Origin of the sequence: Arthrobacter sp. NPDC093128 (assembly GCF_040683875.1) — a bacterium.
In the GTDB taxonomy this organism is placed as follows: domain Bacteria; phylum Actinomycetota; class Actinomycetes; order Actinomycetales; family Micrococcaceae; genus Arthrobacter.
Window position 1 is genome coordinate 59,599 of sequence record NZ_JBFBEY010000001.1, and the last position, 24,377, is coordinate 83,975.

Annotated in this window: 28 protein-coding genes; 12 read left to right on the top strand and 16 right to left on the bottom strand. The window is 65.5% G+C overall.

Annotation, left to right across the window (positions count from 1 at the left end; genetic code table 11):
- Nucleotides 1–4 precede the first annotated feature (4 nt).
- The 6 genes from AB0N24_RS00290 to AB0N24_RS00315 all read left to right on the top strand — a co-directional run bounded on the left by AB0N24_RS00290 (nt 5) and on the right by AB0N24_RS00315 (nt 4,669).
- A complete protein-coding gene (locus AB0N24_RS00290) occupies nt 5–967 on the top strand; it encodes a DUF2797 domain-containing protein (RefSeq protein WP_364118925.1) in 963 nt (320 codons plus the stop codon).
- 23 nt (nt 968–990) lie between these two features.
- Nucleotides 991–1,215, top strand: a complete 225-nt coding sequence (locus tag AB0N24_RS00295) for a DUF3188 domain-containing protein (protein ID WP_104171987.1) — start codon at nt 991–993, stop codon at nt 1,213–1,215.
- Nucleotides 1,216–1,328: 113 nt separating this feature from the next.
- On the top strand, nt 1,329–1,814 hold the full coding sequence (locus AB0N24_RS00300; protein ID WP_364118929.1) for a MaoC family dehydratase N-terminal domain-containing protein: 486 nt from the start codon (nt 1,329–1,331) through the stop codon (nt 1,812–1,814).
- Between the two features lie 18 nt (nt 1,815–1,832).
- On the top strand, nt 1,833–2,270 hold the full coding sequence (locus tag AB0N24_RS00305; protein WP_364119700.1) for a MaoC family dehydratase: 438 nt from the start codon (nt 1,833–1,835) through the stop codon (nt 2,268–2,270).
- Complete coding sequence (locus tag AB0N24_RS00310) at nt 2,263–3,564, top strand: MFS transporter (RefSeq protein WP_364118932.1); 1,302 nt, start codon at nt 2,263–2,265, stop codon at nt 3,562–3,564. Before AB0N24_RS00305 ends, AB0N24_RS00310 begins: the two co-directional genes overlap by 8 nt.
- 37 nt (nt 3,565–3,601) lie before the next feature.
- Entirely contained in the window at nt 3,602–4,669 is a 1,068-nt protein-coding gene (locus tag AB0N24_RS00315; RefSeq protein WP_364118935.1) for a UDP-N-acetylmuramate dehydrogenase, read from the top strand.
- A gap of 11 nt (nt 4,670–4,680) precedes the next feature.
- On the opposite strand, the gene AB0N24_RS00320 is transcribed toward AB0N24_RS00315, so the two are convergent.
- Nucleotides 4,681–5,172: a hypothetical protein gene (locus tag AB0N24_RS00320; protein ID WP_364118938.1), complete on the bottom strand. Its 492-nt coding sequence runs from the start codon at nt 5,170–5,172 to the stop codon at nt 4,681–4,683.
- A 130-nt stretch (nt 5,173–5,302) separates the two neighbouring features.
- Here AB0N24_RS00320 and AB0N24_RS00325 point away from each other — a divergent pair, with 130 nt between their 5' ends.
- A complete protein-coding gene (locus tag AB0N24_RS00325; RefSeq protein ID WP_364119702.1) occupies nt 5,303–6,415 on the top strand; it encodes a winged helix DNA-binding domain-containing protein in 1,113 nt (370 codons plus the stop codon).
- A gap of 43 nt (nt 6,416–6,458) precedes the next feature.
- On the opposite strand, the gene asd is transcribed toward AB0N24_RS00325, so the two are convergent.
- The 15 genes from asd to AB0N24_RS00400 all read right to left on the bottom strand — a co-directional run bounded on the left by asd (nt 6,459) and on the right by AB0N24_RS00400 (nt 20,057).
- Complete coding sequence (gene asd / locus AB0N24_RS00330) at nt 6,459–7,589, bottom strand: aspartate-semialdehyde dehydrogenase (protein ID WP_364118941.1); 1,131 nt, start codon at nt 7,587–7,589, stop codon at nt 6,459–6,461.
- A 95-nt stretch (nt 7,590–7,684) separates the two neighbouring features.
- Nucleotides 7,685–8,092: a hypothetical protein gene (locus AB0N24_RS00335; RefSeq protein WP_364118944.1), complete on the bottom strand. Its 408-nt coding sequence runs from the start codon at nt 8,090–8,092 to the stop codon at nt 7,685–7,687.
- Nucleotides 8,093–8,275: 183 nt separating this feature from the next.
- Complete coding sequence (locus AB0N24_RS00340; RefSeq protein ID WP_364118946.1) at nt 8,276–8,671, bottom strand: hypothetical protein; 396 nt, start codon at nt 8,669–8,671, stop codon at nt 8,276–8,278.
- An 82-nt stretch (nt 8,672–8,753) separates the two neighbouring features.
- Entirely contained in the window at nt 8,754–9,167 is a 414-nt protein-coding gene (locus AB0N24_RS00345) for a hypothetical protein (RefSeq protein WP_364118949.1), read from the bottom strand.
- Entirely contained in the window at nt 9,167–9,826 is a 660-nt protein-coding gene (locus tag AB0N24_RS00350) for a hypothetical protein (RefSeq protein ID WP_364118952.1), read from the bottom strand. Before AB0N24_RS00350 ends, AB0N24_RS00345 begins: the two co-directional genes overlap by 1 nt.
- Nucleotides 9,827–9,841: 15 nt before the next feature.
- Nucleotides 9,842–10,867: a hypothetical protein gene (locus tag AB0N24_RS00355; protein ID WP_364118955.1), complete on the bottom strand. Its 1,026-nt coding sequence runs from the start codon at nt 10,865–10,867 to the stop codon at nt 9,842–9,844.
- Between the two features lie 128 nt (nt 10,868–10,995).
- Nucleotides 10,996–11,214, bottom strand: coding sequence for an NF038396 family protein (locus AB0N24_RS00360; RefSeq protein ID WP_364118958.1), 219 nt, complete (start codon nt 11,212–11,214; stop codon nt 10,996–10,998).
- 4 nt (nt 11,215–11,218) lie between these two features.
- On the bottom strand, nt 11,219–11,803 hold the full coding sequence (locus tag AB0N24_RS00365; protein WP_214953723.1) for a dihydrofolate reductase: 585 nt from the start codon (nt 11,801–11,803) through the stop codon (nt 11,219–11,221).
- Nucleotides 11,800–12,603 (bottom strand): thymidylate synthase, encoded by an 804-nt coding sequence (locus tag AB0N24_RS00370; RefSeq protein WP_364118961.1) that lies wholly within the window; start codon nt 12,601–12,603, stop codon nt 11,800–11,802. Before AB0N24_RS00370 ends, AB0N24_RS00365 begins: the two co-directional genes overlap by 4 nt.
- Nucleotides 12,604–12,612: 9 nt before the next feature.
- Complete coding sequence (locus tag AB0N24_RS00375) at nt 12,613–12,999, bottom strand: GntR family transcriptional regulator (RefSeq protein ID WP_364118964.1); 387 nt, start codon at nt 12,997–12,999, stop codon at nt 12,613–12,615.
- Entirely contained in the window at nt 12,996–14,660 is a 1,665-nt protein-coding gene (locus AB0N24_RS00380) for a hypothetical protein (RefSeq protein WP_364118967.1), read from the bottom strand. Before AB0N24_RS00380 ends, AB0N24_RS00375 begins: the two co-directional genes overlap by 4 nt.
- A gap of 79 nt (nt 14,661–14,739) precedes the next feature.
- On the bottom strand, nt 14,740–15,744 hold the full coding sequence (locus tag AB0N24_RS00385) for an NUDIX hydrolase (RefSeq protein WP_364118970.1): 1,005 nt from the start codon (nt 15,742–15,744) through the stop codon (nt 14,740–14,742).
- A 10-nt stretch (nt 15,745–15,754) separates the two neighbouring features.
- Entirely contained in the window at nt 15,755–18,010 is a 2,256-nt protein-coding gene (locus AB0N24_RS00390) for an RNA degradosome polyphosphate kinase (RefSeq protein WP_364118973.1), read from the bottom strand.
- A gap of 103 nt (nt 18,011–18,113) precedes the next feature.
- Nucleotides 18,114–19,085 (bottom strand): mycothiol synthase, encoded by a 972-nt coding sequence (gene mshD, locus AB0N24_RS00395; protein ID WP_364118976.1) that lies wholly within the window; start codon nt 19,083–19,085, stop codon nt 18,114–18,116.
- Nucleotides 19,086–19,358: 273 nt separating this feature from the next.
- Complete coding sequence (locus AB0N24_RS00400) at nt 19,359–20,057, bottom strand: response regulator transcription factor (protein WP_011692843.1); 699 nt, start codon at nt 20,055–20,057, stop codon at nt 19,359–19,361.
- 275 nt (nt 20,058–20,332) lie between these two features.
- Between AB0N24_RS00400 and AB0N24_RS00405 the strand changes: the two genes are divergently transcribed.
- The 5 genes from AB0N24_RS00405 to AB0N24_RS00425 all read left to right on the top strand — a co-directional run bounded on the left by AB0N24_RS00405 (nt 20,333) and on the right by AB0N24_RS00425 (nt 24,285).
- Entirely contained in the window at nt 20,333–21,067 is a 735-nt protein-coding gene (locus tag AB0N24_RS00405) for a permease (RefSeq protein WP_364118979.1), read from the top strand.
- Between the two features lie 169 nt (nt 21,068–21,236).
- A complete protein-coding gene (locus tag AB0N24_RS00410) occupies nt 21,237–21,851 on the top strand; it encodes an FABP family protein (RefSeq protein ID WP_364118982.1) in 615 nt (204 codons plus the stop codon).
- Between the two features lie 151 nt (nt 21,852–22,002).
- Entirely contained in the window at nt 22,003–22,710 is a 708-nt protein-coding gene (locus AB0N24_RS00415; protein ID WP_364119705.1) for a flavodoxin family protein, read from the top strand.
- An 82-nt stretch (nt 22,711–22,792) separates the two neighbouring features.
- Complete coding sequence (locus AB0N24_RS00420) at nt 22,793–23,878, top strand: folate-binding protein (RefSeq protein ID WP_364118985.1); 1,086 nt, start codon at nt 22,793–22,795, stop codon at nt 23,876–23,878.
- Nucleotides 23,875–24,285, top strand: a complete 411-nt coding sequence (locus tag AB0N24_RS00425; protein WP_364118988.1) for an ankyrin repeat domain-containing protein — start codon at nt 23,875–23,877, stop codon at nt 24,283–24,285. The genes AB0N24_RS00420 and AB0N24_RS00425 overlap by 4 nt, the downstream gene beginning before the upstream one ends.
- The last annotated feature ends 92 nt before the right edge of the window (nt 24,286–24,377 follow it).

Consider the following 24,377-nt stretch of genomic DNA (forward strand, 5'->3'; position numbering starts at 1 on the left):
CCCCGTGACCGATACCCGTTATCTGGTCCACGGGGTCTTTTGGGACGGGGCGCCGCCCGGTTCCGCGGAGAACCGTCCGTCCGGGAGGAACGACGGCGGGACTCCGGTCATGCGGCTCCAGGACCCGGCCGGCGGCTTCAGGGAGCTGACGCTCGACGCCGGCAGCCGGCTGGGCTTCCGGGTGGCCGCGGAGGGTAAGTTCTGCCTGGGGCATCACAGGGTGCACGGCCCCGCCGACCGGGACCATGTCCTCTGCCCGGCCAAGGCGCCGGCAGTCAGGGGCAGCCAGTGCGAGCGCTGCTTCGTGGTGGACGATTCCCGGCTCATTCACGACTTTCACCGCGGCGGTGGCGTTCCCCCGGGCCTGCGCGCGTACCTGATGCAGCAGCACTGGTTGTACGTGGCCACATTCGCCAACAGGGCCAGCAAGGTGGGCACGGCCTCGAACCTGCGGAAATGGAACCGGCTGGCCGAGCAGGGCGCCGTGGTGGCCCGGTATGTGGCGCGCGCGGACGACGGCAAGGTTGTCCGGATCCTCGAAGACATGCTCACCCGTGACGCGGAGCTCCCGCAGCAGGTCCGGTCGGCGGCCAAGGCTGCGGCCCTGGTGGCACCGGCCCCCGCCGTCGAACTGGACGCCCTGAACGGGCGGCTGGCAGCGGAGGCCCGCTTACTACTGAAGCGCGCCGGCATCGAAGGCTTTGACGTGGTGGACGAGAGCTGGGTGCGGCCCGGTCTCGCGGACGGGGCGTGCACGCCGGCCGCCAGGCATTCCTACCCGCATGACCTCAGCACCGGCACGCACGGATTCCGGATTGACGCGGTGAGCGGGAGCATCGCCGTTGCCGCGCTGGATGGGGCCGAGCTGGAGTTCGTGGTGAACCTCAGCCAGCTGAAGGCACGCGCCGTTGAGCTCGGGGACCACTACGGCTCAGAGGTTCCGGCAGTGCAGGAGTCCTTGTTCTGAATGGCGGCCCGTAGAATGGCACGGTGCTGAACGAATTCTGGGCCACCGCATCCACCGCCTACAAGGTGCTCGTTTTCAGCGCCATGGGCCTGATCGCCGCAGGCATCATCCTCAACCTGGTGGGCAACACCTCCAACAACCAGGGCCTCGCCGTGGCCTCGCTGCCGGTGATCGGGCTGGGCCTGGTCCTGCATGTGGTGGGGATCGTGGTCCGCGGCCAGCAGATCCGCAAGACCTACAAGAGGTAGCCTGCGTATACGACCAGTGGAGAAATGGCGCGCCACTCCCTCTGCGCGTAACAGGCCGTGAGCCCGCCCACCTCTTCGGGGTCCAGCGGCGGCGGAACGATAGGCTTGAGGCCATGACTATCAATCCGGATCTGCAGGGCCGTAGCTACCCTGCCGCAGAGGTGTACGACGTCGGCCGCGAGAAAATCCGCGAGTTCGCCAGGGCCGTCAAGGCAACCCACCCCGCGCACTTTGACCTGGACGCGGCCAAGGCCCTTGGCCACAGCGACCTCGTGGCGCCTCCCACTTTCGCAATCATCATTGCCCAGCGCGCAGACGCCCAGCTGATCGAGGACCCGGAGTCCGGCATTGACTTCTCCCGCGTGGTCCATGCGGATCAGCGCTTTGTCCACCACCGCCCCATTTTCGCCGGCGACCGGCTGGTGGCAGAGCTGCACGTGGACGGTGTCCGTGCCATGGGCGGCGGCGCCATGATCACCACCCGCTCGGAAATCTTCGCGCTCAGCGGTGAAGGTCCAGCAGACGGCACGCCGGATCCCTCCCGGGAGGCCGTCGCCACCGCCACCTCATCCATCCTGGTCCGCGGAGAGGCACAGTAACCCATGAGCACTGCATCCATCACCCCCGTTTTCTCTGAACTCGCAGTCGGCCAGGACCTCGGCAGCCGCAGCATCACCGTCAGCCGCCAGGACCTGGTGAAGTACGCCGGTGCGTCCGGCGACTTCAACCCGATCCACTGGAATGAAGCGTTCGCCACCGGTGTGGGCCTGCCGGGCGTCATTGCCCACGGCATGTTCACCATGGGCGCGGCAGTCCAGCTCGTCACCGACTGGGCCGGCGACCCGGCCGCCGTCGTCGATTTCCAGACACGCTTCACCAAACCGGTCCTCGTCACGGACACCACGGGCACAGAGGAGCCGGGGGCCGTCATCGAGGTCAGCGGCGCCATTGGCGCGCTCGACGCCGACGCCGGCACCGCGCGCGTGGACCTCACCGTGGTCTTCGCCGGCCAGAAGGTCCTGATGAAGGCACAGGCAGTCGTCAGGCTTGCGTAGCAGAAAGGCTGCCTTAACCAGGGAAGCCTTCGTTCCGGCTGCCGAGATCACCCATTGGCGCAACGCAGTGGTGGTGGCCTACGGGGCCAGCGGACTCGCGTTTTCCACCTGGGTGTCCCGGCTGCCGGCCATCCGCGATGGCCTGGACCTGACGCCCGGCACCATCGGCCTGCTCCTGCTGTGCATGACGGCCGGTTCGTTTGTTTCAGTGTCCGCCTCGGGGCTGATCGTCCTCCGGCTGGGCTCCAAACGGACCATCCGGATCGGCAGCATCATGGTGGGCTTCGGGCTGGTGCTGGCGGGCTTCGGCACGTCCGTGCTCGCCAGCCCCGTGGCGGTTGCCGCGGGACTGGCGATCATCGGGCTGGGCACCGCCAGCTGGAACACCGCGTCCAATGTCGAAGGCGCCGCGGTGGAACGCGCCGTCCGGCGGCACATCATGCCCCGGCTGCACGGCTCCTTTAGCCTCGGAACGGTGGCCGGCGCCGGGCTTGGTGCCTGGGCGGCCGGGGCCGGCGTTCCCGTGTTCTGGCACCTTGCTGCCGGCGGGCTCGTTGTGGCCGTCTCGGTGGCGACGGCAGCCGCCTGGTTCCGGGCGGACATCACGCCGGTCCAGGGGGAGCGCCCGTTCAAGGCGTCCGGGACGGACACGTTCGAGGATCCCTCCACCGGGCCAATCCCGATCGTCCGCCAGACGGACGCGGTCCCGGAGCAGCCGCTGGACAACAAACGCCAGATTGCCCAGGCCTGGCGCGACAAGCGCACGCTGCTGCTGGGCGTGCTGGTCCTGGGCCTCGCCCTCGCCGAGGGGGCGGCCGGCGACTGGGTGGCCCTGGCCCTTGCCGACGGCCATGGCCAGAGCGACGCTGCCGGCGCGGCGGGCTACGGGCTGTTCGTCACCTTCATGACCATCGGCCGCTTTACCGGCACACTGGTCCTGGACCGGTTTGGCAGGGTGCCCGTGATGCGCTGGTGCGCCGGCCTGGCCGTCGCTGGCCTGGGTCTGTTCGTGTTCGCCCCCGTGCCGTGGATGGCGTTCGTGGCGCTGGCGGTCTGGGGCCTCGGAGCGTCGTTGGGCTTCCCGGTCGGCATGTCGGCGGCCGCCGACGATCCGGTCAAGGCAGCGGCCCGCGTTTCGGTAGTGTCCACCATCGGCTATGGCGCGTTTCTCTGCGGGCCTCCGCTGCTGGGGCTGCTGGCCGAACACGTGGGCATCCTCCACTCGCTGCTCGCCGTGATGGTGATGCTGGTGGTCAGCTTCCTGCTGTCCCCGGTGGCCCGGAAACTCCCCTGAATCCCGGTGCCGCCACAATGACCGCTAGGCTGGACAGGTGACCCAGACTTTGCTTTCCGACCTGACCACTGCCGCCGTCGGCGGTCCCGCCGGCAACTACATCGAAGCGCGCACGGAGCCGGAAATCATCGACGCCGTCCGCTCTGCGGACGCCGCCGGCGAGCAGTTGCTGATCATCGCTGGCGGATCGAACCTGTTGATTTCCGACGACGGGTACCCCGGCACCGTGCTCAGGATTGCCTCCGAGGGGTTCACCGTCAACGCGGAGGATTCCTGTGGCGGGGTGGCCGTGGTGGTCCAGGCGGGGCATAACTGGGATGCCCTGGTGGAGCATGCGGTGCGCCATGCATGGTCGGGAATCGAAGCCCTGTCCGGCATTCCCGGGTCCACCGGCGCCACGCCCGTCCAGAACGTGGGTGCCTACGGCGCCGACGTCTCCCAGACCATTGCCGCGGTCCGGACCTGGGACCGGGAACAGAACGCAGTCCGCACCTTCACGAGTTCCGAGCTGAAGTTCGGATACCGGGACTCGATCCTCAAGCAGACCGCCGTCCAGGGGTCCCCGCGCTACGTGGTCCTGACGGTCGAGTTCCAGCTGCCGCTGGGCAGGATGAGTGCTCCGATCCGGTATGCCGAGCTTGCGAAATCCCTCGGCGTTGAGCCCGGCAAGAGGGCATACTCCAACGATGTGCGCCGGGAGGTACTGCGGCTCAGGGCCTCCAAGGGCATGGTCCTGGACCCGGCAGACCGCGACACCTATTCCACCGGTTCCTTCTTCACCAATCCCATCGTCCCGGCAGACGCGGCGGAGGCGCTGCCCGAAGGCGCTCCCCGCTATCCGGCCGGAGCGGACGGGCTGGTGAAGCTGTCCGCAGCCTGGCTGATTGACCATGCAGGCTTCGGGAAGGGCTTCGCACTGGAAGCCGGCAGCGTCTCCGGCGGCCGCGCATCCCTGTCCACCAAGCACACCCTGGCCATTACCAACCGGGGTTCCGCCAGCGCGGCGGACATGGTCGCCGTCGCGCGTGAAGTGCGCCGCGGCGTCGTCGAACGCTTTGGCATCGAACTGCACCCCGAACCCTTGCTGATCGGCGTCGAGCTCTAGGGAGCTGCCACTCAGTTCCTGCTGTGCCGCGGGGCTACCTTGCTGAACAGCATGAACGTGAACCCGGACGCCGCTGCGCCCAGCAGGAAGACCTGGCAGAATGCCACGGACTGCGCGCTGGGGCCGTTGCGGAGGACCAGCCCGGCACCGGCGAACACCACTGCGCCCGCCAGCAAAGCAAGGGCGGCCAGCAGGAAACTCCTGATGGTTGGCGGCATCTCGCCGGCCTGTTCGTGGGCCACGGCGCCGCGTTCCTGTTCACCAGGGTGCCAGCCGCGGTGCCGGGGCTGCAGCAGGGACGCTGCGATGAAACTGATGACCGCCACTCCCATGCTGATCGTGGAGACCAGCTGCAGGGCCTGGACGGTAGGGGAGAGGGTGGTTCCGCCGGCAATAGCGATGGACAGCCCGGCGGCCATGCCGGCGGCGCTCGTGACCCAGCCCAGCAGGGCGAGTGCCCGGCACAGGGGCCGCAGGTGCGGCCAGAGGTCTCCGATAGTCATGCATCCAGCGTAGGGACCTCTGCTGTAAACGGGCTGGGAGGAGACGGGGTACTGCCCGTGCCCCGCTGCCGGCCGGGAGATTCCGGAAATGCGGACGTGGATTGTCCGCGGCTGGACCTACGATGGGGGCATGGGAGCAGGCACGCGGACCAGGGTCACCCGGCATGTCATCGGAAGGCTGCGCCTGGCCGCGCAGGGGCTGCTGGCACCGGACTTCGACTCCGTGGCGGAGGCCGTGCGCTGGATGACGGCCATGCAGGCGCAGGACATGCAGGCAGCGCTGTGGGCGGTCGGCCTGAGGGTGCGCAACTCCGGCGTCGGCACTGTCCGCTCGGCGCTGGATGAAGGGACCGTTGTCCGCTCATGGCCGATGCGCGGGACGCTTCACCTGCTTGCTCCGGAGGATCTGCGCTGGATCCTGGACATCACGGCCGACCGCCTGCTCCGGGGCATGGGCACCCGCCACCGGGAGCTCGAGATTGATGCCCGCGATGTGGACGTTGCCCGTGAGGCGGCGTTAGATCTGGTCTTGGGCGGCGGATCGGCCACGCGCCAACAGCTCTTTGCGGCCTTCGAAGCAGCGGGCCAGTCTACGGTTGGCCAGCGCGGCATCCACCTGCTGGGGGTCCTGTGCCAGCGCGCGTGGCTGGTGCAGGGACCCCTCGTCGGGAACCAGCAGCTCATCAAGGCATTCGACGAGTGGATCCCGAAATCCCGGGAACTGGGCCGAGCCGAGGGCATCGCTGAACTGCTGCTGCGGTACATGTTCAGTCACGGCCCGGCCACGGAACGTGACTTCGCCTGGTGGTCGAACACCCCGGTGACGGAAGTCCGCAGCGGCCTGGCCCTGGTGAAGGACCAGCTCGTTGAGCTGGAGTTCGAAGGGACCAGCTACTGGATGTCGCCGGCCACCGCGGCGCTGCTCGACGACGGTGTTCCCGGCCAGCGCGCCCTGCTGGCGCTGCCCGGGTTCGATGAGTTCCTGCTGGGCTACACGGACCGGTCTCTGGTACTCCCGGCGGAGCATTCCCAGAAGGTTGTTCCCGGCGGCAACGGTGTGTTCAAGAAGACCATTGTCTCCGGCGGCGAAGTGATCGGCACCTGGGCGCGGTCAGGCACCGGGCGGACGGCCGCCGTCGTGCCTGAACCGTTCGACACGGTTAACGGACTGCGGCCTGCAGCCCAAAAGTCATTTGAGCTGCAGGCCGCGAGGTACCTGAAGTTCCTCGGCCAGGCACCGTAGCGCCCGGTGCCGGGAACCTCGTGCCGGGAACCGGGGGAGGCGCCTAGAGGGTGCCGGTGGCGATGTTGAGCATGCGGCGCAGCGGCTCGGCGGCGCCCCACAGGAGCTGGTCGCCCACGGTGAAGGCGCTGATGTATTCCGGTCCCATTTCGAGCTTGCGGATACGGCCCACGGGGATGTCCAGCGTGCCGGATGCAGCCACCGGGGTGAGGCTCGCCATCGAGTCCTCCTTGGTGTTCGGCACCACCTTGGCCCACTCGTTGTCCGCGGCCAGGATGCTTTCGATCTCCGTTACGGAGAGGTCTTCGCGGAGCTTGAGCGTGAGCGCCTGGGAGTGTGAACGCATGGCGCCGATCCGGATGCACAGGCCGTCCATGATGATGTGGTTCTCGCCGGACGTGCCGAGGATCTTGTTGGTCTCGACGCCCGCCTTCCACTCTTCCTTGGACTGGCCGTTGCCCAGGTCCGCGTCGATCCAGGGGATCAGCGAGCCGGCCAGCGGGACACCGAACTGGGTCGCGTCGATGTCGGTGCGCTGGTGCTCCAAGACCTTGCGGTCGATTTCCAGGATGGCCGACGCCGGGTCGTCCAGTTCGGAGCTGACCTCGGCGTTAAGCGTGCCGAACTGGCTGAGCAGCTCGCGCATGTGGCGGGCGCCGCCGCCGGAGGCAGCCTGGTAGGTCATGGACGTGCCCCACTCGACGAGGCCGTTCTTGAACAGGCCGCCGAGGCCCATCAGCATGCAGGACACGGTGCAGTTGCCGCCGATGAAGTCCTTGGTGCCGTTGACCAGGCCCTTGTCGATGACGTCGCGGTTGATGGGGTCCAGCACGATGATCGAGTCATCGTTCATGCGCAGGGTGGAGGCGGCGTCGATCCAGAGGCCGTCCCAGCCACGGCTGCGCAGCTCGCCGTGGACCCGATTGGTGTAGTCGCCGCCCTGGGCGGTGACGATAATCGGCAGCTTAGCCAGCGTGTCGACGTCGAACGCGTCCTCGAGCTTGCCGGACCCATCAGCAAACGAAGGCGCGGCACCTCCGGCGTTTGACGTGGAGAAGAACACCGGGTTGATGTTGGCGAAGTCGCCTTCGTCCTGCATGCGCTGCATCAGGACGGAGCCGACCATGCCGCGCCATCCGACCAGGCCGACGGAGGGGGTAGCTGCTGTAGTCATTCGTCCAGTTTAGACTTCGGAACCGGCACGGCGCAGTCGGTTACGTCACGCACCCAACGCACGACGGCGGCCCTCCCCTAAGCAGTGCGGCGGACTCAGTCCCTCGCAGAGTTGCGCCTGGTGGGCAACTCGATGGTTTTGCCGTTCTGCCTGCGGAGGCGCGCTGCCTTGCGCTCTTTGAAGTAGTAGGCCCAGGCTGTGGGAACAATCCAGAGGCCGAAGGCAGCAGCGAACACAAGCTGGCCCCAATCGGGCTCCTCCGTGCCATCGGTAAGCAGCTTGACCATGAGCACGGCTACCACGGTGATGATCAGCGTGATCAGGATGCTGAGGAAGAGCAGCCCGCCCGCCGAGTTGATGGGTTTGACAGCGCTGCCGACGTCGCCTTTGTACACTCCGTACTCCTCGACGGTCAGACCTTGGCGTGCTGCCTCGGCCTCCACCTGACGGGCGTAGTAGCCCTTCCTGCTACCCCGCTGGGGCTGGTTGTCCGGCTGGCTCATGCCTTGCCCTTTCGTAGATCGCGATGCCCGCGCTTCTCACCGCCGGCCAACGCTTTGTGCTCTGCGACTACGGCATCGTTGCGCCGCTCACGCTCTTGGTCAAATACCATGGTCAGTTCTGGCCGCTGATTTTTCCCTCAACCAGCGTCGGATAACGGCTCTGGCCTTTTCGGCGTGACCGGCTCAGTCGAACTGGCGGGCCGTGGGTTCTGGGATTCCCCGTTCCGCCCTCAGGCGTTTGGCTCTCGAAGCTACTTGCGCCATCTGGATGGCGTACAGGGCGCCACCCAGTCCGGCCGCGGTCAGGAACAGGGCGCCCCACATGGGGTCCTGGCCCCTGTTGGTGGGGCCGGCCACCAGAAAGATGGAAAAGACTGCAACGGCAGCGAAGGCAACCGCCATCATAAGGAAGCCGACGGCGGAACGCACCTGGGGTTGGGAACTGGCGGTGACCACTCCGAGCTCATCCTTGGCGTAGCTGTGAAGCCTGCCGTCCACGGTGCGGAACAGGACCCTTTTTTCACCTCGTGCCAGCGCCTGTTCGTGGTGGGCGCGGACTAGGTCGTCCGGCTGGCTCATGCCGTGCCTTCGCCGCGGGTAGCGCGGATGCGGCCCGGCGGAGTGTCATTCCCGGAATTGAGGTTGACGCTCAGGTGTTTGTTCAAAGAGGCGCTCCGCTCGGAGTGGGGACTCCGCGCTGTTCCCTGATCTTCTTCGCTTTGATCTCTGAGATGGCGCAACGGACTCCCCACCAGACCATTACTGCCGCAAAAAGTGTGAGGACAAGGAAACCCCACGCCGGTTCTCCGTCCGGTGACCATACACCGACGGCCATAACGGCCGTCAGGATGCCGAAAGCAGCCATCACAGCGGTCACCACGATGAGGCCCCTCAGCGTGGAGACGCCATTTCCCGGCCCATTTCGCCGAAAGCCGATCTCGTCCTTCGCATAGCTGTACAGCTCGCCGCTCATGGTCCGGGAGAGGACTCTTCGCTGCCCGGCAGCCAGGGCCTGCTTGTGCCACTGCCACATCTCTTCGTCGCGTGCAGCCCGCTCGGGGTTGTTGTTGAACATTATTTTTCGTTCCTGAGTTCCCTGATTTTCTCGAGGACCTGTGCGTCGGAGAGTCCAGAGATTTCCTCCACCTCGTCCTCCCCTTGGCTGATATACCCGACCGCCCAGCCAGCAGTTCCGCGCTTGAGAAGAAGCCGGCGCTTGTGCGGGTCTTCGCGGCGGAGAATCGTGGCGCCTCCGGCCGGGTTGTCCGACAGGTGTTTGCGCATGATGTAGAAGTTTCCTTCTGCGGCGGAGATCTCGGGGTTTTGCGCCATTGCAAACCACGTCAGATACGCCCGAGGCTGCATGATGATTTGGTAGTCCTCGGACTCAACCGATAAGACACTGTCTCCTCCGTCAGCCGTCAGCAGGGAGATCTCCATGCGTCGCACGGCAGAGGTAAGGGCCGAAGTGACCGCGGCTACCGGGCCCGAGACGGACAGCTCTCCATCCTGCTCAACGATGGCAAGGCCGCGGGCGACAAGGGACGAGGCGCCGGCGGAAATCATCTTGATGTCATCCAGCTCATTTTCAAGGCGCAAAGCGTGGGCGCTGTTGTTGGCTTCGTTTCCCTTGTTCAGGTTGAGGAGCGCCACGATCTCGGCGTAGCCGAAGCCGATCGAGTCCGGGTACTGTCGGTCGGTTGAACCAGTTGCTTCGGAGATGGTGTCAGTCATTTGGCTTTCCCTTTTCTAGAATCCAAAGAATTTCGATACGGCCTTTGCTCCGTCGCCCACGGCGTCACTCACGGCCTCGCCGGCATCGGCAATGGCTTCTCCGGCCGCTTCCGTACTCTGTTCGATTGCGTGTCCCGCGGCATTCCATCCCTCGGCTATCTGTCCACCGACTCCGTTGACGAAGTTCTTGACTGCGGGGACATTGTCATAAATGGCAAGTGCGCCGCTAGCGACCATGGCCGCTGTTCCGACGGGTGGCGGGAAGAAAGATACTACTCCGAGAGCGGCCTTCGCCCCGGAGTAATACGCGCCTCCTGTGTCCCCCGCTTGCCACTTATTCACTGCGTCGAGGGTGTCAAGGCCCACACCCAGGCCACCAAGTGCATGACCGAAGCCTCCAAGAACCTTAAACGCAGAAGAGTCCGGTGCCAGATTCAGCACGTTATGGAATTTCCCGTCGAACAGATCCGACGACATGTTGAAATATCTGCTGATGGCGTTGGACTCCTGGAAAGTGTCCCAGGCAGCTTTGGTGAAGGATTTGCGGAAGCCAGACTCGCGCATAATCGCGGCGGCGTCGAAGACCCCAGCGCGAATGTTAGGGAAGGCCTTGATCAGGTTGTATGTGTCCCAGCCTCCGCGGAAGGGGGAAGGGGAGTCATCACTGTCAGCAAGCCAGTCAGGACCCAACTGGAACGGTTTCTTATCGTCGCCAGCATCGCCGCTCGAACCGGCGCCTCCTGTGCCCGGCCCGCCGCCGTCGCCGCCGCCAGTGCTGGCCTTCTCCTGCTCCTCGGCCTGGGTCAGCAGCTTCTTCGACTCCTGCTTGAGAGCCAACGCTGTTCTCTGAATGAGGGCACGGTGGCTGCTGTTCCAGTCGGACCGGAAGGTGACCGCGTCCTGGCCCTTCCACGCGGGGTTGTTGTTGATCTGGTTGCTCAGCTGTGTTGACTGCTGAAGCAGGCTGTCGGATGTTTTGCCGAACTGCTGCGCCAGAGTCCGCAGCTGGGCAACGTCCGCGCCCCACAAGTTTCCTGCCACAAGGCATCCCCCCAAAAGTTCTGAGCAGCGGATAATCGTCAAGCTGCTCGCATGACTCTAGTAGCTAAACGGCAGAGTCCGCGATGGGCTGCTCTCCCCATCGCAAAGGCAACCCGCCGCCTTAGCCGCTATTCGGCGTCGTGCTGCTCCAGCACCGCCGCCTTGCGGAGGCGAAGCGCGTAGACGGCCCCGAACGCGAACGCCTGGGTGACCACCACCAGCACGACGGCGCCGGCGATCTTGTTGCCTCCCAGGATCATGGTGAGTCCCACGATCGCGGAGAGAAGTGCCAGCAGCGGGAGCAGCATGTAGCCCAGGACAAAGAGTGTTTCCGGCTTCTTCAGCATGCTCCTAGCCCTCTGTCCGGCGCCACATGGTGAACCGGTACCGGGTTCCGCTGGTGGACGTCAGCCAGCCGGTGGCCGGTTCGCTCGCGGCCAGCTTCCACTCGAAGCCGAGGTCGGGCGCATACGTGTCGCCATCGGTTTCGGAATCGATGAACGTCACTACCGCGACGTTGGCGATGTCCAGCGTCTGCGCAAAGATTTCGCCGCCGCCCAGCACCCACACCGTTTCGTGGCCGGGAGCGAACTGGGATTCCAGCAGGGCGTCGTCGAGCGACTTCACCGCGAGGGCGCCCTCCGCCTCGGCGGTGTCGCCCCAGCCTTCCTGCCGTGTCACCACAATGTTGGTGCGCCCCGGCAGGGGACGGTACTTGTCCGGAAAGGACAGCCAGGTCTTGCGGCCCATGATCACCGGGTGCCCGTTGGTGAGCCGGGTGAAATGCTTCATGTCCTCGGGCAGGTGCCACGGCATGTCGCCGTCCTTGCCGATCACGCCTGCCGTGGTCTGGGCCCAGACAAGCCCCACTCCGGTGGTGTCGTCGGCAATTTTTTCAGTGAAGGCCAGGGGATTCATGGCGTTGTCGGTGCTCATACTGCGATCGGCGCCTTAATCGTAGGGTGGTGCTGGTAGCCGACAACTTCGAAGTCATCCAGCGTGTAGTCGAAAATCGTGTCCGGCTTGCGCAGGATCTTCAGCTGCGGGTACTCGTACGGCTCCCGCTTCAGCTGCTTGAGGACCTGGTCCATGTGGTTGTCGTAGATGTGCACATCCCCGCCGGTCCAGACGAACTCACCCGGTTCCAGGCCCACCTGCTGCGCCAGCATGCACGTCAGCAGCGCATAAGAGGCGATGTTGAACGGGACGCCCAGGAACGTGTCCGCGGAGCGCTGGTAAAGCTGGCAGGACAGCTTGCCGTCCGCAACATAGAACTGGAAGAAGGCATGGCACGGGGGCAGGGCCATGTCCTGGAGCTCGGCGACATTCCACGCGGAGACGATGTGCCGGCGCGAGTCCGGGTTGGACTTCAGGTTCTCCACCAGTTCGGCGATCTGGTCGATGTGGCCGCCGTCGGGCGTCGGCCAGCTGCGCCACTGGACACCGTAAACGGGGCCGAGTTCGCCGTCGGCATCTGCCCATTCGTTCCAGATGGTGACGCCCTGGTCCTGCATCCACTTCACGTTGGTCTCGCCGCGCAGGAACCACAGCAGCTCGACGGCCACGGACTTGAAATGCACGCGCTTGGTGGTGACCAGCGGGAAGCTTTGGCTCAGGTCAAAGCGCATCTGGCGTCCAAACACGCTGAGCGTGCCGGTGCCGGTGCGGTCTGATTTGTGCGTGCCGTTGGCAAGGACGTCACGCAGAAGGTCTTCATAGGGCGTTGGAATGCTCACCGTCCCAGTCTACTGATGGCCGAGCCGCACGCGCAGAATGCCCTGGAGCGTGCCGTCATCAAGGCCCGCCCCGCGGCCCTCCGTGATGTAACGGTCGACGGCGGCCACGACGTCCGCGTTGACGGCGCCAACGGGCGGCAGACCGTCGTCGGGAATTCCGACGACGACGGTGCCGTTCCGCCGCCGCGTTTCGATCAGGCCGGCCTGCTCGAGTTCCTTGTAGGCCCGTGCCACTGTGCCCGCCGCGATGCCCAGGTCCGCGGCAAGGCTGCGCACGGTGGGCAACCGGGTTCCGGCCGCCAGCGAGCCCACGGCAATCAGCGAGGAGATCTGCGTGCGGATTTGCTCATAGGGGGGCACAGCCGATCCGACGTCCACGGAAATGCCCGCCGTCAAGTGATGGCTTCCCTGTCGGGCAGGGGAGCGGACCGGTAGCCGGATCCCGCGAGGGCACGCACCGGCACGAGTGCCGTCACAATCGCACCACCGGCCAGGACGGCACCGGCGAGGGAAGCGGGCCACCAGGGGATGGTCGGCATAAACGCCACACCGAACACGGCGGCCCACGCTTGGCTGTTCATGAGCAAAACAATGGCGGCCTGCGCCATGAACATGGCCGAAAGCGTCCGGACAATCCGGTAGACAGTGATGGCCCGCAGGGCGGCGTCCAGGCCCGGGGGAGCGTCCCGTATTCCGTGCCGGCGTTGCGTGGCGAAGAAAGCCGGGAGCGCCAGGATCACCCCGGCTGCGCTGAGGACTGCGGGAGGTAGCCACCCCCCGTCGCGGCCAATGAGGGAGTTTCCGGACGCTGACACAACCAGCGTTGTCACGAACACGAGCAGCGCCAGGACCGCGGTAGTGAACAAGGCCGGCGACACCGGCTGCCGGGGCCAGATGCGGGGCTGATCCGTGCTGGCGTAGTTTCGCTGCAGCAGGAGCTCGCCTGCGGCGAGGACCAAAAGTATCAGCGCGGTCACCAGGGACACGAATGCGGGTGGCCCGTAGCTGGCTGGCGCGGCCATGATCGCGGGTACGAGGAAGACTCCGACGAGGAGCGGCAGGGCCGCGGCGACACCGAGGGCGGCGCCGACCGAGGAAACCAGCCGGGCAGCGGGATGGGACCCTCCGGCCGGCGTCGCAAGCTTCGCCGGGTGGCCTGTCGGCCCGGCCAGTTTCGGCGGTGCCCAGACCAACATGGCCAGCAGGACAGCCATGCCCACAAGACCTGCGACGTTGGTCCACGACGTGCTGCCGACGGCGGGGTCCGGCCGGGCGGCAAAGTTGCCGGCGATGACTGCCAGGCCCGAGGCCACGGTTGCCACCGTGCGCAGGAGCCGGTTCATGGCAATCGTCCGGAGCAATGAGTTGTCGTGGTCCGTCAGCGGCTCGAGCTGCCTGCGGTGGGAGATCAGCAGCAGCACCACGCACGTGCCCGCAGCCAGGACAACCAGCGCCGCTCCCAGCCAGGTGGCCAATTCGATGCCGGCGATCCGCCCGTCGCCGCCGAAGGTCCTGAAGCCTTCCGCATCCTCCTGGACTGACCCGTAGGGCATCGGTGCGTACGCCGAAAGCGTGGCCGTCCAGGCGATGAAAAGCGTCGCACCCGTGAAGATGGCCAGGGTTGTCCACGCCAGCGGCCGCGGAAGGAAATCGCGGATCTTCCGCACATGGAGGCTTGCCTTGCGGCGGAGTCGCTTGGGGCGCGGATAGCTGACTTGGCCGATGGCATGGATCCCGAGGACGCCAAGGATTGGCCAGGCCAGTGCCGGGATGATTGTCTCCGGTGTCACCAGGAAAGGTCCGGTGACGGGGCTGTTAGTTCTGCCGGCCGGGATGATGCCGACGTTCATGGCACCCTGCAGGGAACTGGCCATCCAGCCGATGACCCCGACCCACAGCGCGTGCTGGGAAACAGTTTCGGGTGATGCGCCCATCTTGGGTTCCCACACCACCCACCTCAGGATGAGATAAAGAACGACGGCTGCGACCAGCGGTCCCAGCAGCAGCATCGGCGGCAGTTCGAATTGGACCGGCACAATCCCCCCAGATTCTTGCATCAATGTACTGAGTATTTGATACAAAGACCTGGGGGTCAAGCCAGGACGTTACCTGGAGTGCGGGCGCCGGCCCGCCCTGCTAGTCGTCGAAGGGCCTGAACTGTTCCACTGCGACGATTTTGTGGTTGCTGCCGCGGGCCACGTGGCACACGAGGATCTCACCCGGAGCCAGGTAGGGGTCGGAGGACGGCAGGAGCGCCCGCAGCCGGCCGTTCATGTGCTCGCCGAGCTGCTTGATGACCGTAGGCAGTGCGGGCCGGTGGGTGCACAGTGCAATGGCGCGCTGTTTATCGAAGAGTGATTCGACGACGGCGGCAGTCTTCTTGGGGCTGCGCGCGTGGCGGTGCTCCGTCAGGGCATCGTGCAGTTTCACCTTGGCTTCGGCAGACTTGGCGTACGGGGCAATCGTGGCCACGCAGCGCTGCCACGGGCTGGAGTGCACGCGCATCGGCTTCCATACATGCAGCAGCCGGCGAACGGCCTGTGCCTGGCGCAATCCGGTGGCCGCGAGCGGACGGTCGCCTTCCGCCTTGGTCCAGGAAGAACGCGGCTTGGCCTTGGCATGGCGGACCACCAGCAGGGGCCAGGTATCCAGTTCCTTGCGGTCGTAGGCTGCCACCAGCCGCTCGAGCGGCGCCACATCACCGGGGTTGCTCAGCAGGGCGGCCGCCTTTTCCGGCGAACACCACATCACGCTGTCCACTTCCTTGCCGTCCGGACGAAGCACGGCACCGTCCACATCCACGGCCCAGTAGTGCACTACCTTCAGGCCGGCTGACACATGGTAGTGAATGGGCGGAAGGGGAATGCCCAGGGTGGCCTTGAGCCCTATCTCCTCTTCGATCTCGCGGACGGCGCACTCAGGGATGGTCTCGCCGGCGTCGATCTTGCCCTTGGGCCACGACCAGTCGTCATAGCTTGGACGGTGGATCAGCAGGACTTCCAGCTTGTCCTTGTTGATGCGCCACGGCAAAGCGCCCGCCGCAACCACGGCAATGGGTTCGCCGGGATGGTCGGTCTGGTCGGCAACGAGTGAATCGTTTGCCGTGTCGTTGCTGACGGCACTTGTCTCGTCACTCTTCAAGGCCAGGGTCCTACCGCCTTACCGTTGGGCGCTGGCGCTGGCGGGAGCGCGATGCGAGCAGCCATGACTGGACGTCGTCCAGGAGCCGGCCGTCGTCGCCGAGGTGGTGCCTCGTCCATTCGCCTTGGCTGTCCAGGTACCAGCTGGCGGTCTCCGGGTCCATATAGCGGCGGAGCATGTCCAGCACATAGGCGGTGTCGTCGCCGCTGGTGAGCTGGACGAGGGCTTCCACGCGCCGGTCCAGGTTGCGGTGCATCATGTCGGCGGAACCAATGTAGACCACGGGGTCGCCGCCGTTGGCGAACGCGAAGACCCTCGAGTGCTCCAGGAACCGTCCCAGCACGGAGCGCACCGTGATGTTTTCGCTGAGGCCCGGGATGCCCGGGCGCAGGGAACAGATGCCACGGACGATCACGTCAACGTTCACGCCGGCCTGCGAGGCGCGGTAGAGCGAGTCGATGATCGCCTCGTCCACCATGGAGTTGACCTTGATCTGGACTCTGGCTGCGATGCCGGCCTTGGCGTTGCGGATTTCCTTCTCGATGCGGTCGATAAGTCCGGAACGCACCGAACGGGGCGCCACGAGGAGCCGCTTGAAGGTGGATTTCGGCGCGTAGCCGGAGAGCTGGTTGAAGAGCTTGGAAAGGTCCTCGCCCACCTGTTCGTTGGCGGTCAGCAGACCGAGGTCCTCGTAGTAGCGCGCCGTGCGCGGGTGGTAGTTGCCGGTGCCGATGTGGCAGTAGCGCCGCAGGCCGTCCACTTCCTGGCGGACCACGAGGGACAGCTTGCAGTGGGTTTTCAGGCCCACGATGCCGTACACAACGTGCACGCCGGCCTGTTCCAGTTTCCGGGCCCAGGAAATGTTGGCCTGTTCGTCGAACCGGGCCTTGATCTCAACCAGGGCCAGCACCTGCTTGCCTGCCTCCGCGGCGTCGATGAGGGCGTCGACGATGGGGGAGTCGCCGGAGGTGCGGTACAGGGTCTGCTTGATGGCCTGCACCTTCGGGTCCGCCGCGGCCTGTTCCAGGAAAGCCTGGACGGAGGTGGAGAAGGAATCGTAAGGGTGGTGCAGGAGGATGTCCCGCCGACGCATGGCGGCAAATACGTTCGCGGCCTTGGACGTTTCCGATTCATTCAGGTACCGCGAGGTGTGCGGCACATGCTTGGGGTAGTGCAGGTCCGCGCGGTCGATCCCGGCAATGACGGACAAGCCGCGGAGGTCCAGCGGGGCAGGAACGGAGTAGACCTCTGACTCCTCCACGCCCAGTTCGCGGATCAGCAGGGCCCGGATGTTCGGGTTGATGTCGTTGGTGACCTCGAGGCGCACGGGCGGGCCGAACCGGCGGCGTAGCAGTTCCTTCTCGAGCGCCTGCAGCAGGTTCTCGGCGTCGTCCTCTTCAACCTCGACGTCCTCGTTACGGGTGACGCGGAAGGTGTGGTGCTCCAGGACCTCCATGCCGGCGAACAGCTGGTCCAGGTGGACTGCGATGACCTCTTCCAAGGCGATGAACCGGGCCACCCGGCCGGGCACGGATCCGGCACGCGGGCCGTCGATGGAGATGAGTCGGGGCAACTGGTCCGGAACCTTGACGCGGGCGAACAGCTCCTTGTCGCTGACCGGGTTGCGCACCACCACGGCCAGGTTCAGGGACAGCCCCGAGATGTAGGGGAACGGGTGTGCGGGGTCCACCGCAAGGGGCGTCAGGATGGGGAAGACCTTCTCCGCGAACATGGCGCTGAGCTGGTCCTTGGCCTGGTCATCCAGTTCGTCCCAATGCATGAGGTGGATGTGCTCGTAGGCGAGGGCGGGCCGGATCTGCTCGGCGTAGACCCGCGCGTGGCGCTGCTGGAGCCGGTGGGCGGCTTCGCCGATCTGGTCCAGAACCTGCATGGGGCTCAGGCCAGCCGGGGACGGTACAGCCAGTCCTGTGGCGATGCGGCGCTTCAGGCCGGCAACACGGACCATGAAGAACTCGTCCAAGTTGGAGGCAAAGATGGAGAGGAAGCTGACCCGCTCCAGAAGATAGAGGTTCGGGTCCTCGGCAAGTTCCAGCACACGCGAATTGAAGGCCAGCCAGCTGAGCTCACGGTCCAGGAACCGGTCCGGGCTGATGTCGCCTTCCGGCTCAAGGTTGGGGGCGAACTCGGGGATGTCGATCCGGTCCTGCGTGGCACGGGAGGCCGGCACCTCGGAGGACCCGAAACGGGCGCGCGCTGGCCGCACCTTGGCTCCAGACGTGGCTGTCCCGGCTGATTCCGGTTGCATGGTCTCTCCTTTTGCTGGCGCGGTTTACCTTCAACCTTACAAGCATTCGATTCGGGGGATATGTAGATTTCCTGAACCGTCCCGCATGCGTCAGCCGATTGGATTAACCGGCGTTTAAGGGTCCATACATAACGTCCGCATCCCATCGCGTGAAGCCGAGCCTGCGGTAGAGGGAAACGGCCGGAGCGTTGTCGGCATCCGTGTACAGCATGACCGCGTGGAGGCCCTTGTCCTGGAGGTATTTGATGCCGGCCACAGTGAGGGCTTTGCCGAGTCCCATGCCCTGGGCCTCGGGGGCCACACCCACCACGTACACCTCGCCCATCGCCGGGTGGCTGCCGTGACGCGGGTGCACCTTGGTCCAGTGGAACCCGAGGATCCGTCCGGACGGGTCGACGGCCAGGAGGAAGCCGGCCGGATCGAACCAGTCCTCGGCCATCCGGGCCGCCAGGTCCTGCCGTGTCATGTTGCCCTGCTCGGGGTGGTGCGAGAAGGCGGCCTTGTTGGCTGCAAGCCAGGCCTCTTCATCCTGGCCGGGCACGAAGGCGCGCAGGGTGACGCTGTCCGGGAGGGCGGCGTCGGGGAGTTCCGCGTCTGACGCGGTGAGCCGCATCTTCCACAGTTCCCGGATAGGGCCGTACCCGTACTTGGCTGCGAGGTCTGCCGCGGCCTCGTGGTTCCCGTGGGACCAAGCCTTGAGCCCGTCGAATCCCCGGGATGCCTTGAGCGTGGCTACCAGCCTGTCTGCCACCCCCTGGTTCCGGTAACTCGGGTGCACTGCCACCTCAAGCACTCCGGTGCCGTCCCCTTCCTCAACCACCACCGCAAATCCGGCAAGGTCCTGGGCGGTGGCAGGGTCCGAATCCTCATCCGGCGCGTAGAGAGCCAAAGTCAGGAGCGAATGGCTGCCTGACTCGCCGGCGCGGAGCGTCACAAAGGTCTGTTCGGACAGCGGAGGGTTGCCGTCCGACTCTTCGGCGGCTCCGGCGAGGGCGGTGAAATCCCTCAGCAGCTCCTCATCCACTTCGCCTTTGATGACGAGCACGGGCCAGTTTTCGGGATGCGCAGGACTCATGGAGTAAAGGCTATACGGCCCGTCTGGCTGGCGGAGGGATTGGGCGCCGATTTGATGCCGCGGGATCCGGCACGTATAGTCGTTACCTGTTCCGGCTTCCTGAAGCGGGAATTGAGGGGGATCCACCACTGGGGTGGCCTCGATACGTTCGACCCGTATGTCCTCCACCAAAGGCGTAAAAGCCCAACAAGAAGCCCCGGACCACTGGTCCGGGGCTTTTTCGTTTCCATGCAAAGTTGGGAGCCGATACCCGGCCTGCAGTCGTGCGGGCGGCTACGCCTCCGTCAGCTCTTCCTCGGGCTGGCGCACCAGGGTCAGGCGGTAGCCGACGTTGCGGACCGTGCTGATCAGGTTTTCGTGGTCTGCGCCCAGCTTGGCCCGCAGTCGCCTGACGTGGACGTCCACGGTGCGAGTGCCTCCGTAGTAGTCATAGCCCCACACCTCGGTGAGCAGCTGCTGGCGGGTGAAAACCCGGCCCGGGTGCTGCGCCAGGTACTTCAGGAGTTCGAATTCCTTGAAGGTCAGGTTCAGGGGAGCACCGTTGACCCGGGCCGTGTAGCTGGCTTCGTCGATGACGACGCCGGCGGCGCGGATTTCGGTGGGAAGGTCCTCTTTCTCCGGCACGGCACGTGCGACAGAGAGCCGGATCCTGGCCTCGACTTCGGCCGGACCTGCTGAGTCCAGCAGGATGTCATCGACGGCCCAGGCCGAGGAGACGGCCGCCATGCCGCCTTCGGTGAGGATCAGCATCAGCGGCGCGCTGAGCCCGGTGGCCTTGAGCAACTGGGTCAGGGACCGTGCTCCGACTAAGTCCTTGCGGGCGTCAAGGAGCACGACGTCGCAGGGGTCAGTTTCCAGCAGGGCTGTTGGCTCGGCCGGCAGGATGTGTACCCGGTGGTTCAGGAGTTCCAAGGCAGGCAGAATGTCCACCGAGGATCCGGTGCTGTTCGTCAGTAGCAGGATGTGCGACATTGTTCCTCCAAGGGGCTGTCCGCGCATCATTGGGCGTCTGAACCGGGCTTCCACCGGCCGGTACTGGCTGCCCGCGTCGGTAGTGGCCAGCCGGAAATCCGGCCGGGTCCGCGACCTCCGAAGGAAGCGTAGCTGAGCTTTGAGTATACCTAATTGACCCTTAACGGACACTGATCCGGCCGCTTTCAGTTCACGTTTTGCGACATAAGCAGGTCATATAGGGCAGGATTGGACCCAGCGAGATGACGTCAGCAGAGAGTGAGCGCGGGTAAACAGTGAAGCCGTGGACCATCGGAACCATCGGGCTGGCCGGGCTTGCTGTATTTGTCGGCGGGGCGTACACCTCGCCGGAAGTCCTGCTCGGCGTTGCCATTCTGGTGGCACTGGCCGTCGGAATCGGCTGGCCCCATTTCCTGGGCATTCCCGCCAAGAAGACCCTTGCGGCAATCATAGGGCTCCCTGGTGCGGGATCGGCCGTGGCTGCCACCTACGTCCCGGCACCGGGTTTCCTTGACTGGACGCCGGCCTTTATCGCCGCAGGTGTCATGGCTGTGTTCCTGATGCAGCTGATTCGCGGCACGGGCCAGGCCCAGCGGCTGGAATCGACACTGGGCTCGAGCGCCGGAGTGCTGCTGTCCTGTCTCGGTGCAGGGTGGATCGCGGCATCGAGGTTCAACGGAGTCAAGGAAATGCTCCTCGTGGCCGGCATCAGTGCGGCGTTTGCCTTGCTGGCAGGCCTCATCCGCTGGCCTGACCGGATCGTGGCCCCCTTGGGCATTGTGCTGGCGGGCCTGACGGCGCCCTTGGCCGGCCTGATCTTCTCCAACATCGCCGTAATACCCGCCGCCGTGGTGGGGGTTGTGGTGGGTGCGGTTCTGGTCAGCCTGCGCAGGCTGGTTATACTCCGCGGGGACGCAATTAACATTCCTGCCGCCATCGGCATGGGCCTCGCGCCCGTGGCTGCGGTGGGTTCGCTCGCCTACTTCATAGACAAACTACTCATCTACTAACGCGTTAGGATGGCATCATGTCCGTACTTGCATTTGAGATTTTCTTCCTTGTCCTGCTTGGCATTGCCAGCCTTTCCATGGCCTGGTTCGCGGGTTTTGTGGTTTACCGCCTGTTCAAGGGCCAGAAGTAACACCAGTCCAGAGCTAGTTATCTGCAGAGGTAGTTACTGTGCCGATTGAAATTCCTACAGACCTCACTCCCGAGCTCGTCCCGTTATCCTGGCTCATTGGTGAGTGGGAGGGCAGCGGACGGCTGGGAGCCGGCGAGGAGGATTCCGAGCACTTCTTCCAGCGGGTGTCCTTCACGCACAACGGCCTGCCGTACCTCCAGTACCGCGCCGAGAGTTGGCTCACTGACGACGAAGGCACCAAGCTGCGGCCACTGACGGTCGAGACAGGCTTCTGGGCGCTGGAGCGGAAGCAGCGTGAGGAAGACGGCGGCCCTGGCCTGATTCCGGCGGACATCGTTCCCGTCCTGAAGAGCGCCGACGAAGTCGAGGCATTGCGCAACAGCGACGGCGGCTTCGACATCTCAGTTTCCATTTCGCATCCCGGCGGGATCTCCGAGCTGTACTACGGACAGATCAAGGGCCCCCAAATCCAGCTGAGCACCGACATGGTGATGCGGGGCAGCCACTCGAAGGAGTACACGGCAGCCACCCGGATTTTCGGACTGGTGGACGGAAAGCTTCTCTGGCGCTGGGACGTGGCCACCGGAAAGGGCTCCACGCCCGGCGCCGGACTGGAAGCCCACGCTTCGGCCATCCTGAGCAGGGCATCCTAGAGCCAAGCGCTGTAGCGCAAGGCATAGTAGGCGCATCAGGCCGGTCCAAACAGCTGGCCGTAGGTCTCACCGATTTTTGTTGTCCGCAACGAGTGCAGGGAGCAAGACCGTGAACAGCCAGCAGCCAGGCCCTGGTAAGCCAGATCAGCGAATTAAGGCAAACTACGGCGACCTCAAAGCCGTTTTCTTCAACGGCACCCTCAAGAAGTCTCCGGAGATCAGCAACACAGAGGGCCTGATTGAGGTCAGCCGCCTGATCATGGAGAAGCAGGGCGTCAGCACGCGCGTGATCCGGACCGTCGACCACGACGTCGCCAGCGGGGTGTACCCGGACATGCGCGAGCACGGCTGGGTAACCGACGAATGGCCGGAACTGTACCCTGCGGTCAAGGAAGCGGACATCGTGGTGGTGGCCGGACCTATCTGGCTCGGCGACAACTCCTCCCAGACGAAAAAGCTGATCGAGCGCCTTTACGCGCATTCCGGGCAACTGAATGAGAAAGGCCAATGGGCCTTCTATCCCAAGGTGGGCGGCTGCCTTATTACCGGCAACGAAGACGGCATCAAGCATTGCTCCATGAACGTCCTGTACAGCCTCCAACACGTCGGCTTCACCATTCCGCCGCAGGCTGATGCAGGGTGGATCGGGCCGGTAGGGCCGGGCCCGAGCTACCTGGACGAGGGGTCCGGGGGTCCGGAGAGCGACTTCACCAACCGCAACACAACGTTCATGACATGGAACCTGCTGCACTTCGCGCGGATGCTCAAGGATGCCGGCGGGATTCCCGGGTACGGCAACCTGCCGGAGGAATGGAAGGCCGGTACCCGGTTCGACTTCGAAAACCCCGAGTACCGCTAAACCCGCCGTCCGCGCCAACGACTGCCGGAGGCCGGGCTTGCCGGTGCCGGAATACCTGCCCACTTAAGGATGTTCCCTTCATATGACTATCAAGAGCCCCCTGTTGTCGCGCCCTGGCGCCGTCGAGGCCGGCGGTGCGGACTCCGGCGTCGCGTCGCATTACGGTGAGCCGCTGCGGGAGCAGCGGGCGCTGGCAGCCGGAACCGCCGTCGTCGACCTTTCCCACCGTGGTGTGGTCACCGTCTCCGGTCCGGACCGCTTGAGCTGGCTCAACACGCTCTCTTCCCAGCAGGTCACCAACCTTGCCCCGGGCGAGTCCAGCGAACTGCTGCTGCTCAGCATCCACGGCCGCATCGAGTTCGACGCGCGGGTGGTTGACGACGGCGGGACCACCTGGCTGATTGTGGAGGGCTCCGAAGCGGCGCCGCTGGCCGAGTGGCTAAACCGGATGAAGTTCATGCTCCGCGTCGAGATCGCGGATGCTTCCGACGAGTGGGCGGTCCTGGGGACCACCCGGCGGGTGGAGGAATGGTCGGACCTGTTGGTGTGGGAAGACCCCTGGCCGCATGTGGGTGCCGGCGGCTACGCCTACTCCGTCGTCGCGGAGGAATCACACCCGGGCATGGAGCGGCCCTGGTTCGAATACCTGGTCCCGTCCGCGGAACTCGAGGCGACCGTGGGTGGCCGGCCGCTGGCCGGCGCCTGGGCCGCGGAAGCGCTCCGTGTCGCCGCGTGGCGCCCCCGTCTTGGCGCCGAAACCGATGACAAGACCATCCCGCATGAACTGGACCTCCTGCGCACCGCGGTGCACCTGGCGAAGGGGTGCTACAAGGGCCAGGAGACGATCGCCCGCGTGCACAACCTGGGCCACCCGCCGCGCCGCCTGGTCTTCCTCCAGTTGGACGGCTCCCAGCACACCCTTCCCGCTGTCGGGAGCGAAGTGCGGCTGGGGGAGCGCAAGGTGGGAACAGTGACCTCTGTGGTTCAGCACTACGAAATGGGTCCCGTCGCACTGGCAGTCATAAAGCGTTCAGTCTCCCCGGATGAAATACTGACGGTCGTAGACGGCGATGAACCATACACGGCCGCGCAGGAAGTCATTGTGGCTCCCGACGCCGGCCAGGTGGTGGGCCGCCAGACCGGCTTCCTGAAGGGAACACACCGATGACAGACACTGCAGGACACAACACAGCCCCTGGACCCGACGACGACACCCTCGCCTTGGCGCATGCCCTCTTTGACGCGGCACGGCAGGGCGACGCTGCACTGCTGGGCAGCTACCTTGATGCCGGGGCACCGGCCAACATGACCAATGCGTCCGGGGACTCCCTGCTGATGCTGGCGGCGTACCACGGCCACGCCCCCGCGGTTCAGCTTCTCCTGCGGCACGGCGCGGACGCCAACGCCGTCAACGACCGCGGGCAGACCCCCCTCGCCGGGGCGGCCTTCAAGGGGTACACGGACGTGGCAGAGGCGCTGCTGGGCGCTGGGGCCGACCCCGACGCCGGGACGCCCTCGGCACGTGCGGCGGCAGAGATGTTTGCCCGGACCGAAATCCAGGCCCTGTTGGGCTGAACGCATTGCCTTGCGGGGAAGTCGCCGCGCGACGGCGGCACCGCCTGAAAGCCCGTGGGTCACCGGACCCGCGGGCTTTCTTGCACCCTAAT

What these genes read in the sequence shown, in the direction of transcription:
- AB0N24_RS00390 (WP_364118973.1), bottom strand. Translation starts at nt 18,010, where the DNA reads ATGCAACCGGAATCAGCCGGGACAGCCACGTCTGGAGCCAAGGTGCGG.
- AB0N24_RS00365 (WP_214953723.1), bottom strand. Translation starts at nt 11,803, where the DNA reads ATGAGCACCGACAACGCCATGAATCCCCTGGCCTTCACTGAAAAAATT.
- AB0N24_RS00350 (WP_364118952.1), bottom strand. Translation starts at nt 9,826, where the DNA reads ATGACTGACACCATCTCCGAAGCAACTGGTTCAACCGACCGACAGTAC.
- AB0N24_RS00425 (WP_364118988.1), top strand. Translation starts at nt 23,875, where the DNA reads ATGACAGACACTGCAGGACACAACACAGCCCCTGGACCCGACGACGAC.
- AB0N24_RS00325 (WP_364119702.1), top strand. Translation starts at nt 5,303, where the DNA reads ATGGGAGCAGGCACGCGGACCAGGGTCACCCGGCATGTCATCGGAAGG.
- AB0N24_RS00400 (WP_011692843.1), bottom strand. Translation starts at nt 20,057, where the DNA reads ATGTCGCACATCCTGCTACTGACGAACAGCACCGGATCCTCGGTGGAC.
- asd (WP_364118941.1), bottom strand. Translation starts at nt 7,589, where the DNA reads ATGACTACAGCAGCTACCCCCTCCGTCGGCCTGGTCGGATGGCGCGGC.
- AB0N24_RS00320 (WP_364118938.1), bottom strand. Translation starts at nt 5,172, where the DNA reads ATGACTATCGGAGACCTCTGGCCGCACCTGCGGCCCCTGTGCCGGGCA.
- AB0N24_RS00420 (WP_364118985.1), top strand. Translation starts at nt 22,793, where the DNA reads ATGACTATCAAGAGCCCCCTGTTGTCGCGCCCTGGCGCCGTCGAGGCC.
- AB0N24_RS00380 (WP_364118967.1), bottom strand. Translation starts at nt 14,660, where the DNA reads ATGCAAGAATCTGGGGGGATTGTGCCGGTCCAATTCGAACTGCCGCCG.
- AB0N24_RS00335 (WP_364118944.1), bottom strand. Translation starts at nt 8,092, where the DNA reads ATGAGCCAGCCGGACAACCAGCCCCAGCGGGGTAGCAGGAAGGGCTAC.
- mshD (WP_364118976.1), bottom strand. Translation starts at nt 19,085, where the DNA reads ATGAGTCCTGCGCATCCCGAAAACTGGCCCGTGCTCGTCATCAAAGGC.
- AB0N24_RS00345 (WP_364118949.1), bottom strand. Translation starts at nt 9,167, where the DNA reads ATGTTCAACAACAACCCCGAGCGGGCTGCACGCGACGAAGAGATGTGG.
- AB0N24_RS00360 (WP_364118958.1), bottom strand. Translation starts at nt 11,214, where the DNA reads ATGCTGAAGAAGCCGGAAACACTCTTTGTCCTGGGCTACATGCTGCTC.
- AB0N24_RS00340 (WP_364118946.1), bottom strand. Translation starts at nt 8,671, where the DNA reads ATGAGCCAGCCGGACGACCTAGTCCGCGCCCACCACGAACAGGCGCTG.
- AB0N24_RS00300 (WP_364118929.1), top strand. Translation starts at nt 1,329, where the DNA reads ATGACTATCAATCCGGATCTGCAGGGCCGTAGCTACCCTGCCGCAGAG.